Source organism: Halomonas sp. (assembly GCF_014859505.1).
In the GTDB taxonomy this organism is placed as follows: Bacteria; Pseudomonadota; Gammaproteobacteria; order Pseudomonadales; family Halomonadaceae; genus Halomonas.
Window position 1 is genome coordinate 1 of record NZ_JACUUD010000099.1, and the last position, 10,537, is coordinate 10,537.

The 10,537-nt window shown below is 66.2% G+C and carries 9 protein-coding genes; 3 read left to right on the forward strand and 6 right to left on the reverse strand.

Going from position 1 to position 10,537, the window contains the following annotated elements; all coding sequences use genetic code 11:
• Positions 1-48 precede the first annotated feature (48 nt).
• A complete protein-coding gene (locus IBX53_RS12250) occupies positions 49-981 on the reverse strand; it encodes a DMT family transporter (RefSeq protein ID WP_290909610.1) in 933 nt (310 codons plus the stop codon).
• A gap of 326 nt (positions 982-1,307) precedes the next feature.
• Between IBX53_RS12250 and IBX53_RS12255 the strand changes: the two genes are divergently transcribed.
• From IBX53_RS12255 to IBX53_RS12265, 3 genes are all read left to right on the forward strand, one after another.
• A complete protein-coding gene (locus tag IBX53_RS12255; RefSeq protein WP_290909612.1) occupies positions 1,308-1,691 on the forward strand; it encodes a DUF4168 domain-containing protein in 384 nt (127 codons plus the stop codon).
• Positions 1,692-1,878: 187 nt separating this feature from the next.
• On the forward strand, positions 1,879-3,801 hold the full coding sequence (locus IBX53_RS12260; protein ID WP_290909614.1) for a DUF294 nucleotidyltransferase-like domain-containing protein: 1,923 nt from the start codon (positions 1,879-1,881) through the stop codon (positions 3,799-3,801).
• The gene (locus IBX53_RS12265; protein WP_290909616.1) at positions 3,798-4,523 is read left to right on the forward strand and encodes a 3'-5' exonuclease; all 726 of its coding nucleotides are present in this window, start codon (positions 3,798-3,800) and stop codon (positions 4,521-4,523) included. The genes IBX53_RS12260 and IBX53_RS12265 overlap by 4 nt, the downstream gene beginning before the upstream one ends.
• A gap of 74 nt (positions 4,524-4,597) precedes the next feature.
• Here IBX53_RS12265 and IBX53_RS12270 read toward each other — a convergent pair whose 3' ends face one another.
• The 5 genes from IBX53_RS12270 to IBX53_RS12290 form a co-directional block, all read right to left on the reverse strand.
• Positions 4,598-6,262: a BCCT family transporter gene (locus IBX53_RS12270; protein ID WP_290909618.1), complete on the reverse strand. Its 1,665-nt coding sequence runs from the start codon at positions 6,260-6,262 to the stop codon at positions 4,598-4,600.
• A gap of 51 nt (positions 6,263-6,313) precedes the next feature.
• A complete protein-coding gene (locus tag IBX53_RS12275; protein ID WP_290909619.1) occupies positions 6,314-6,739 on the reverse strand; it encodes a universal stress protein in 426 nt (141 codons plus the stop codon).
• A gap of 258 nt (positions 6,740-6,997) precedes the next feature.
• Positions 6,998-7,870, reverse strand: coding sequence for a glycine betaine ABC transporter substrate-binding protein (locus IBX53_RS12280; protein ID WP_290909622.1), 873 nt, complete (start codon positions 7,868-7,870; stop codon positions 6,998-7,000).
• Between the two features lie 78 nt (positions 7,871-7,948).
• Entirely contained in the window at positions 7,949-8,782 is an 834-nt protein-coding gene (locus IBX53_RS12285) for a proline/glycine betaine ABC transporter permease (protein ID WP_290909626.1), read from the reverse strand.
• Positions 8,783-8,787: 5 nt separating this feature from the next.
• Entirely contained in the window at positions 8,788-10,038 is a 1,251-nt protein-coding gene (locus IBX53_RS12290) for a glycine betaine/L-proline ABC transporter ATP-binding protein (RefSeq protein WP_290909623.1), read from the reverse strand.
• Positions 10,039-10,537: the final 499 nt, after the last annotated feature.

A 10,537-nucleotide genomic window follows, 5' to 3' on the forward strand; every position in this document is an offset into this window, starting at 1 on the left:
ACCTGCTCACCAACCCGGCGCTGGACCCCTTCGGCAAGATCCCCGAGTTCAAGTACGCGGCCTGTCGGCTGTCGCCGGCGGCGTCCTGACCACCAGCACCACGCCGGCGATGGCGACGGCCATGCCGACAAGCGAGATGGGCGGCAGGGCCTCGTCGAACAGCCACCAGGCCTGCAGGGCGGTGACCGGCGGTACCAGGTAGAAGAGGCTGGCCACCCGGGACGCCTCGCCGCGCCTGATCAGCGCCATCAGCAGCAGGATGGCGGCGATCGACAGCACCATCACCAGCCAGGCCAGGGTGAGGGCGAAGGTGGGCGTCCAGGTCACGCTACGCTCCTCGAAGAGCAGGGCACCCAGCCCCAACAGTGTGCCCGCGGCCAGGTACTGCACCACCGTGCCCGAGAGCAGCGGCATGCCGGTGCAGTGGCGCTTCTGGTAGAGGGTGCCGCCGGAGATGCCGACCAGGGCCACCAGGATGGCCAGCAGGGCGCCGGCGCCGAAGCCCTGGAACAGCGCCTCGCCCGGGTCCAGCTTGCCGCCCAGCACCAGGGCCACGCCGACCAGCCCCAGCACCAGCCCAGACCACTGGCGCCTACCCAGCCTTTCCCCCAGCAGCGGCCCGGCTAGCCCGGCGGTGAGCAGCGGCTGCAGCCCCACCAGCAGCGAGGCGAGCCCCGCAGGCATGCCCAGGTAGATGCCGTAGAAGACCCCGCCCAGATAGCCGCCGTGAACCAGCAGGCCGGAGACGGCGATGTGTCCCCACAGCCGCGCCCCCCGGGGCCACTCGCCGGAGAGCCAGTGGGCCAGCGGAATCAGCAGCGCCAGGGTCAGGGCGAAGCGGATGAACAGGAAGGTGAAGGGTTCGGCGTAGGGCAGGCCGAACTTGGCACCGATGAAGCCGGTGCTCCACAGCGCCACGAACAGCAGTGGCATGGCAGCGAGCCACAGGCTGGCAGCGCGGGAAGCAGGAGCGGGGGGCATGTGAAACGTCCATGTCGGGAGGTTGGGGTGCCACAGACCATACTGTGCCGCTCGAGTTTCGCCTAGTCCCCGAGAGCACGGATCAGTTCACTTGGATAAATGAAAGTCATTACTATCTTCCTGAGATTTCCTGAAGGCGCATATACGGGGCCACCTGGCGAAGTGATCGCTCAGGGTGTCGCTCTTCGGGGACTGATGTAACGTTGTGCGCACTTCATGTTTCAATGTTTTACACGAAAACTCTGAACATCGGCCGGCAGTTGTCGTCACACTTGGAGCATGCATTCAACGCCCCGCCGGGGTTCTCATTCCAACTGGAGGAATTCATGAATCGGATGACCGCTCTCTTCTCTGCCGCTCTGCTCAGTGCTGGCCTGATGTCCGCCACCGTCCACGCCCAGCAGGACCCGGCGGCCGCCCCCGAGCAGCCCCAGGCCGCCGCTCCGGCCATGGACTTCTCCGATGACCAGCTTCAGCAGTTTGCCGACGCCTCTCAGGAGATCGCCGTGCTTTCCCAGGATTACACCGAGCGTCTGCACGCCGCCGAGGACGAGGCGACCCAGCAGGAAGTTCGCATGGAAGCCAACGACAGGATGGTGGAAGTGGTCGAGGACAGCGGGCTCGATGTGGATACCTTCAACGCCATCGGCCAGGCCATCCAGCAGGATCCCGAGCTGATGCAGCGCGTCCAGGAGATGGTCCAGTCGTAAGACGGACATGATCTCACGCCGACTCCCACATCGGCAGTGCAAACGGCCACCCTTCGGGGTGGCCGTTTGCCTATGGGCTCTTACCTTCTGTCCGTGGCGGTCGAGGCGCCGCTCCGGGCCGGCTTTACAGGGCACCACCGAACTCCCAGACTTGGCACAGATGGCCTGCCGGACGGGAGCGTGACCGATGGAAGTGGAACTGCTGGACATTCGCCAGCACATGGGACGCTTTGCGCCCTTCGATGCCCTCTCCGACGACCTGCTCGACGAGATCGCCAGCCAGGTCGAGGTGGCCTACCACCGTGCCGGCAGCGACATTCTGGTGCTCGATCAGGAGATCCACGAACTGGGCTACATCCGCAGCGGGGCCGTGGAGGTCTATCGCCGCAACGGCGACCTCTATGATCGCCGCGGTGAAGGCGACATCTTCGGCCACTTCAGCCTGTTGCGAAATCACCGGGTCCGCTATCCCGTCCGGGCGCTGGAGGACAGCCTGATCTATTTCCTTCCGGATGCGCTCTTCCAGCGTCTCTGCGAGGAGGACGAGTACTTCGCCGACTTCGTGGAACTGGAGCGTCCGCGCCTCGAATCCGCGGTAGAGCACCAGAAGAAGCAGAACGACATGATGATCACCCGGGTGCGCAAGTTGCTCACCCGCTACCCGGTGATGGTGGTGGCGAGCACCACGGTGCAGGAGGCCGCGCGCCTGCTGGGCGACTTCGGCGCCTCGGCGGTGCTGGTGCTGGATGCCCCCGGCGACAACCCCCGCTACACCTTCCGCGACAGCGAGGAGCGCGCCTGGCAGGTGCGCGGCATCCTGACCGACAGCGACTTCCGCCGCCTGGTGGCCGAGGGGCGCCCGTCCGACACGCCGGTGGGGGAGATCGTGGTCGACCGGCTGGTGGCGATCCAGTCCGACGAGTCGGTCCACGAAGCGATGCTCACCATGCTGCGCAACAACATCCACCACCTGCCGGTGATGCATCGCCGCCACCCGGTGGGCATCGTTCACCTCTCCGATATCATCCGCTACGAGACCCACTCCAGCCTCTATCTGGTCAGCAACATCTTCAATCAGTCCTCGGCCGAGGGGCTGGCCAAGCTGGCCCCGGACGTGCGCGCCGCCTTCGTGCGCATGGTGGAGGATGGCGCCGACTCGCGCATGATCGGCAGCGCGCTTTCCACCATCGGTCGCAGCTTCACCCGCCGCCTGCTGGAACTGGCCGAGGAGGCGCTGGGCCCACCGCCGGTTCCCTACTGCTTCATGGTCATGGGCTCGATGGCGCGCAACGAGCAGAGCCTGGTCACCGACCAGGACAACGCCCTGGTACTCGGCGATGCCTTCGACCCCGAGGCCCATGACGACTACTTCCGGGAGATGGCGAAGATCGTCAGCGATGGCCTGCATGCCTGCGGCTACAGCTACTGCAGCGGCGACATCATGGCCACCAACCGGCGCTGGCGGCAGCCGCTCTCCGTGTGGAAGGGCTACTTCCGGGAATGGATCCGCGACCCGACCCCGGAGCGACTGCTGCACAGCTCGATCTTCTTCGACCTCGACGCCGTCTACGGCGAGAACGTCTACGTCGAGCAGCTCCAGGATCTGGTGGCCGAACAGGCCCCGCAGAACGCGCTGTTCCTGGCCGCCATGGCCCGCAACGCCCTGAATCGCACGCCGCCGCTGGGGTTCTTCCGCACCTTCGTGATGGAAAAGGATGGCAAGCAGAACAACACCATCAACCTCAAGCGCCGCGGCACCGCGCCGCTCACCGACCTGATTCGGGTCCACGCGCTGGCCTGCGGCTCCCGGGCCCAGAACAGCTTCGCGCGCCTGGATGACATCGACCGCACCCAGCTGCTGGCGCAGGGGGTCAGCGACAAGCTGCGCTATGCCCTGGAGTTCCTCTCCATGGCGCGCATCCACCACCAGGTGCTCGACCTGCAGCACGAGCGCACCCCGGGCAACAATATCGAGCCGGAGAACGTCAGCGACACCGAGCGCCACACGCTCAAGGACGCCTTCCAGGTGCTCAGCAACGCCCAGAAGTTTCTCAAGTTTCGCTATCCGGTCCCGGCAGCAGCGGCGCGCCGCCCGCGAGGGCCACGGTGATTCGGCTGCCAGGCGCGACGCGGCAGCAGGCCCCCGGCTGGCCTGAGTACCTGGCCGATCGCGCCGCCCGGGTCCGGCACCCGCTGCTCAAGGACTATTTCGCCGCGGGCTGTCCCGACCCGGCCACCGCCATCCGTGAGGTGCCCCTGGCCGCCCTCGACATCGAGACCACCGGGCTGGACCCGCGCCGCCACGCCATCGTCAGCGTCGGGGTGGTGCCCTTCAGTCTTGCGCGCATTCCGCTGCGCGAGCGGCGCTACTGGGTGCTCAAACCGGCTCGCGAGCTCACCGAGCAGTCGGTGACCCTGCACCGCATCACACACGCCGAGGTGGAGAATGCCCCCGATCTCGCCGAGATCCTGCCCGAACTGCTCGAGCTGCTGAAGGGGCGGGTCGTGGTGGTGCACTATCGCCAGATCGAGCGCCCCTTCCTGGACTCCGGCATCCAGGCCCGGCTGGGGGAGGGGCTGCGCTTCCCGGTGATCGACACCATGTCGCTGGAGGCGCGCCGCCACCGCCAGTCGGTGCTGGCGCGGCTGCGCCGCTGGATGGGCCGTCCCCCGGTGTCGATCCGCCTGCACAACAGCCGTGAGCGCTACGGGCTGCCGCCCTACCAGGGGCATCATGCCGTGGTGGACGCCCTGGCCACCGCCGAGCTGCTGCAGGCCCAGGTGGCCAGCCGCTACTCCTCCGAGACACCCGTGAGCGAGCTATGGAGCTGAATGCCGAACGTTGAATGAAGAAGGGCGGCCAATGGCCGCCCCTTGAATGCCTTACCGAATGTCGGGGATTGGTGTCACACCGGCCTGGGCTCGCTCATCAGCCCTTTGACGATGGCGTAGCAGCCTACCAGCAGCACCAGCGTGAAGGGCAGGCCGGTGGTCAGGGCCGCCGTCTGCAGGGCGGCGAGACCGCCACCCAGCAGCAGGGCGATGGCCAGCGCCCCCTCGATCAGCGCCCAGAAGATACGCTGGGGCTTGGGTGCGTCCACCTTGCCGCCGGCGGTGATGGAGTCGATCACCAGCGAGCCGGAGTCCGACGAGGTGATGAAGAACACGATCACCAGCGTGATCCCGACGAAGGAGGTGATGGCCGTCAGCGGCAGGTACTCCAGCATGGTGAAGAGCTGCAGTTCCAGGCTGGCATCCTGTACCGCGGTGATGCCCGAATTGACGACCTGGTCGATGGCGGTGGTACCGAAGGCGGTCATCCACACCACCGAGGCCAGCGTCGGCACCACCAATACGGAGATCAGGAACTCCCGCACGGTGCGGCCACGGCTGACCCGGGCGATGAACATGCCCACAAACGGCGACCAGGCGATCCACCAGGCCCAGTAGAAGGCCGTCCAGCCCTGGCTGAAGTTGGCGTCCTCGCGCCCGAACGGCATGGAAAGCGCCGGCAGGTGGGTCACGTAGCCGATCAGGTTCTCGACCACCCCGGTAGCGATCAGCAGCGTCGGACCGACCAGGATCACGAACAGCAGCAGCAGCAGGGCGAGCACCATGTTGATCTGCGACAGGCGCTGCACGCCCTTGTCGACGCCGAGCATGATCGAGCCCAGCGCCACCAGGGTAATGCCGAGTATCAGCAGCACCAGGGTGGCATCGCCCGAGGGAATGCCGAACAGGTAGTTGAGGCCCCCGGCCGCCTGGGTGGCACCGATGCCCAGTGAGGTGGTCAGGCCGAACAGGGTGGCGAACACCGCCAGGATATCGATCACGTGCCCCGGCCAACCCCAGATGCGTTCACCCAGGATCGGGTAGAAGATCGAGCGCATGGTCAGCGGCAGGCCCTTGTTGAAGGCGAAGATCGCCAGCGACAGGCCGACGATAGCGTAGGCCCCCCAGGGGTGAAAGCCCCAGTGGAAGATGGTCGCGGACATCCCCAGCGCGATGGCGCCGGCCTGGTCACCCTCGGCGCCGCCCAGCGGGGCCCAGTCGGTACGCAGGCCATCCTCGCCGATGCTGATACCGCCCATGGCGGTGCCGTAGTGGCCGAGCGGCTCGGACACGCCGTAGAACATCAGGCCGATGCCCATGCCGGCGGCGAACAGCATCGAGAACCAGCCGGCGTAGCCGAAGTCCGGCGTCGCGTCGGCGCCGCCGATGCGCACCTTGCCCAGCGGGGTGAAGATCAGCACGATCGCCAGGAGCACGAAGACGTTGGCACCGAGCAGGAAGACCCAACCCAGGTTGGTGGTCAGGAAGCTGAACATGCTGTTGAAGATCGGCTCCATCTGATCCTGCAGGGCCAGCGTCAGGATCACGAACAGCAGGATCACGATGGAGGAGAACATGAAGACCTTGCCGTGCAGGTCCACATCGATCCCCATGGGCGAAGCGGTGATGTTGTCCTGACCGATCACGTAGTCGGTATCGATGAGGTTGGCTGCCCCCTCCGGGGCGGGAATGCCCTCGGAAGCCGTTGGCTTCTCGTTGGCGTTCTCGTCATTGGCCATGGTGGCTCTCTCCCTTGCGTAGCGTCGTAATGTGGATCCGGGGTGGTCGGTCTACCCCTTGGTCGGGCGCACCAGGAACACCGAGACATCGGTGTGGGTGGCCACCTTGCCGCCGTGGGACGGCATGATCACGTCGATATGCTTCGGTGGATGGGTCGGCATGACCACCAGGTCGGCACCCACGTCCTTGATCGCCTGGATCAGATCGTCATCGAGGTCGGCGATGGGATCGGGACTGACGATGGTGTGGGTGCTGACCGGCTGGCCATGGACCTTGGCCCGCTCCTGGGCGAAGGCCTCGAGCTTCTGGCTGAACTCCTGGGGGGTGCGGGCGACGCTGCCCGGTGCGCTGGAGGTAACGCCGACGTAGCACACCTCGGCGTCGTAGTGCCGCGCCAGGTCGGCCACGGTCTGCAGGGTGGGCTCGATCAACTGGATGTGTGCCAGGTCGATCGGCACCATGATCTTGCTGTACATGACGTCGTTTCCCTCTTGGCTGCGATGATGCGGTGCAAAGGTCGCGTAGTGAAGCGTAGTCCCTCTCCGGGGCGAGGATTCAACGACCCTTCACGATACTTGTACGATAATTGTACGCGGCTTGATTGCTGGAGGCGAATTCCCGACCCTGGCCAGGCGCTGCGGCACCGTTCGGTGGCGGCGGCGGGACCATGCAAAAGGGGGAGGCACCCGCCGGTGCCTCCCCCAGTTCACCGGCCGCACGGGCCGTCAGGGACCTCAGCTCTCGCCGAGCCAGGACTGCACGACGTCCTGATTCTGCTCGACCCACTGCTTGGCATTTTCGTAGGGGTCTGCGCCATCCTCCTGGTTCATGAGCATGACTTCACCCATCTGCTCGGGCGTCCACTCGAAGGCATCGAGGATGGCGTAAGCCTCCGGCATGTCGTCGGCCAGGCCCTGGCGCACGATGGTGTGGATCTGCTCGGCACCGCCGTAGACGCCCTCGGGATCCTCGAGGTACTTGAGATCCCAGCTGGCAAACATCCAGTGGGGCGTCCAGCTGGTGACGACGATAGGCTCCTCGTTGTTGATGGCGCTGGCCAGTGCCGCGACCATGGTGGCATCGCTGCCGCTGCGCAGGCGCAGGTCGAGGTCGTAGGTGTCGACGACTTCCTCGGTCAGGCTCATCAGGCCGGCGCCGGGGTCGATGCCGATGATCTCGCCGTTGAAGGCATCGGCATGGTCGTTGAGGTCGCGGATCGAGTCGGCCTCGACATAGCCGGGAACCACCAGGCCGAGCTTGGTGCCGTCCAGGTTGACACCCAGGTCCTCGACGTTGTCTCTGACGCGGTCGAGATAGTCGGCGTGGGTGGTGGGCAGCCAGGCGGCGACCATGGCGTCGGCATCGCCGCTGCCCATGGCCTGCCACATGGCGGCAGCGGAGAGCGAGGTCATGTCGACCTCGTAGCCGGCCTGCTCGAGCACGGCGCGGACCACGTTGGTGGAGGCGACCTCGGAGGACCACTCCACGTAGGCCAGGTGAACGGTACCCTTGTCCTGCGCCTGGGCGGCGCCGGCGGTGAGGGCGGCGCCGGTGGCCAGTGCCAGGCCGGCGAGACGGATGCGACGGTTCAGCGGATGCTTCTTCATCGTTTTTTTCCTTCTCTTGATGTTTAACGTTTTACCTTGAGGGTGGCGAACGGCGGTTTCAAGGCCGGCGCTCAACGCTCAGGACTTGCGCTGCTTGCGGAGTGACTGGGTCAGGCGGTCGAGCAACATGGCCAGGATCACCACGGCGATGCCGGCCTCGAAGCCGTCGCCCGGGCGCAGCCGCTGGATGGCGCGCCATACCTCGCTGCCCAGGCCATCGGCGCCGATCATGGCGGCGATCACCACCATGGAGAGGGCCAGCATGATGGTCTGGTTGATGCCGGCCATCACCGTGGGCAGGGACATCGGCAGCTGCACCTTGAGCAGCTTCTGGCGGCGCGTGGCGCCATAGGCGTCGGCGGCCTCGATCAGCTCCACCGGCACCTGGCGGATGCCCAGGGTGGTGAAGCGGATCGCCGGCGGCATGGAGAAGATCACCGTGGCGAAGATCGCCGACACCGAGCCGATGCCGAAGAACGGGATCGCCGGAATCAGGTAGACGAAGGCGGGCATGGTCTGCATGAAGTCGAGCACCGGCATGATGCCGCGGTAGAGCCGCTCGGAGAGCGCCGCGGTGATGCCCACCGGGATGGCGATGGTCACCGCCACCAGGGTGGCGATCACCACCAGCGTCAGGGTCTCGATCATCGGGTTCCACAGGCCGAGGTTCCAGATCACCGCCAGGCCGGCCACGGCGCCGATGGCCAGGCGCAGGTTGGCCACCCTCCAGCAGATCGCGGCCAGGATCGCCATCAGGCCCCACTCGGGCAGCCACATCAGGGCGTCGTTGAGCCCGTCGATACCGGTCTGGGTGACCCGGGAGATGCCGCGGGTCACCACGGAATACTCGCTGGTCAGCCAGTCGAGGCCACCCTCGATCCACTGGCCCAGCGGAATTCGCGGAAAGTCGATCGCCATTACTGTTCTCCTGCCGCTGCGGTGTCGTTGTCGGCGTCTGCCATCGGGGCCGCTTCGGCGGCCTGTGCCAGCTCATCGAGGACGGCGCCCTTGACCACCACGCCCAGCAGCCGCTGGTCGTCGTCCACCACCGCGATGGGAAAGCCCTTCGCACTGAACATCGCGAAGAGGTTGTGCATCGGCTCTTCCGGGGTCACGCGGCGGAAGTCCTGGGTCATGGCCTCGCGGATGGTGTCCTGCGCCTGCTGGGCGGCCTTCTGGGCGGCGTCCACCTCGAGCAGCCCCAGCAGGCGGCGGTCGTGGCCGGTGACGTAGATGGAGTCCAGGTTGTGCTCGCGCATGCGGCGAAGCACGGTGCGCGGGCCTTCTCCCTCCCGGGCGGTCGCCCGTAAAGGACGCATGGCGTGCTCGGCGGTGAGGATGCGGGACTTGTCCACCCCCTCGATGAAGCGACGGACATAGTCATCGGCGGGACGGGTGAGGATCTCCTCGGGGGTGCCGATCTGCACGATCTCGCCATCCTTGAGCAGGATGATGCGATCGCCGATGGTCAGCGCCTCGTCCAGGTCGTGGGTGATGAAGACGGTGGTCTTCTGCATGCGGTTCTGCAGCTCGAGCAGCTCCTGCTGCATGTCGCCGCGGATCAGCGGATCCAGGGCCGAGAAGGCCTCGTCCATCAGCAGCACGCTGGCATCGTTGGCCAGGGCCCGGGCCAGGCCGACGCGCTGCTGCATGCCGCCGGAGAGCTGGTTGGGGTAGGCGTCCTCCCAGCCCTCCAGGCCGACCTGCTTCAGGGCATGGCGGGCGGTCTTGCCACGCTCCTCGGCGGGAACGCCGCGGATCTCCAGGCCGAACTCGGCGTTCTGCTGCACGGTGCGATGGGGGAAGAGGGCGAAGTTCTGGAACACCATGGAGAAGTGGCGCCGGCGGCACTCGAGCAGCGCCCTGGTATCGAGCTGCGGGATATCCTCGCCGTCGATGACGATCTCGCCTTCGGTTGGCTCGATCAGCCGGTTGAGGCAGCGGATCAGGGTCGACTTCCCCGAACCCGACAGGCCCATGATCACCAGCAGTTCGCCCTCGTAGACGTCGAAGTCGATGTGGGAGAGGCCCAGCGTCTGGCCGGTCTTCTCGAAGATCTCCGGGCGCTTGAGGCCCTGGTTGCGCAGTTCGAGCGCCTTCTTCGGATGGCTGCCGAAGACCTTGCTCAGGTTGCGAACCCGAATCTTGACGTTTCGGTTCTCGTTCATTGGCGATGCCTTTCTGTCAGCCCCTGGCGCGGCGCGGGGGGGGGGCGCCGTGCGCGATGCGCTGCCGCACCAGCCTGGCAGGCAGGCGGCAGCGTTGGCGGGTGCGAAAGGTTTCCTACCCTACGAGTTCTTGAATGATCATTCAACGTAACGGACGGGTCGCAGCCGGCGTCGCCGGGTGTGTCAGGACGTTCCCATGTGCCATTTTTCACCACTCCCGGCCGGGTCCACAGGGGGACGACGGACGTTCGGGAGGTGATTACAACATTCTGATATATATCGATTTATAGCCATAATGGCATGGCTGGCACGGTGCCTGCATTCACTGGGTGACACCACAGGGAGGGAAGGAGATCCCGAATGAGCCAAGACCCGTTGAATCATCGTCAAGGCAGGCGCCGTCGACTGAGCGCTCTGGCGGCGATCACCGCGATGACGCTGGGCAGCCTGGCGCTTGCCGGGTGCGGCAGCGACGACGAGCCGCCCCCCATGGAGCAGC

Excerpts from the sequence above, each read along its gene's own strand:
- IBX53_RS12255 (WP_290909612.1), top strand. The coding sequence starts at position 1,308 with ATGAATCGGATGACCGCTCTCTTCTCTGCCGCTCTGCTCAGTGCTGGC.
- IBX53_RS12280 (WP_290909622.1), bottom strand. The coding sequence starts at position 7,870 with ATGAAGAAGCATCCGCTGAACCGTCGCATCCGTCTCGCCGGCCTGGCA.
- IBX53_RS12275 (WP_290909619.1), bottom strand. The coding sequence starts at position 6,739 with ATGTACAGCAAGATCATGGTGCCGATCGACCTGGCACACATCCAGTTG.
- IBX53_RS12250 (WP_290909610.1), bottom strand. The coding sequence starts at position 981 with ATGCCCCCCGCTCCTGCTTCCCGCGCTGCCAGCCTGTGGCTCGCTGCC.
- IBX53_RS12270 (WP_290909618.1), bottom strand. The coding sequence starts at position 6,262 with ATGGCCAATGACGAGAACGCCAACGAGAAGCCAACGGCTTCCGAGGGC.
- IBX53_RS12290 (WP_290909623.1), bottom strand. The coding sequence starts at position 10,038 with ATGAACGAGAACCGAAACGTCAAGATTCGGGTTCGCAACCTGAGCAAG.
- IBX53_RS12260 (WP_290909614.1), top strand. The coding sequence starts at position 1,879 with ATGGAAGTGGAACTGCTGGACATTCGCCAGCACATGGGACGCTTTGCG.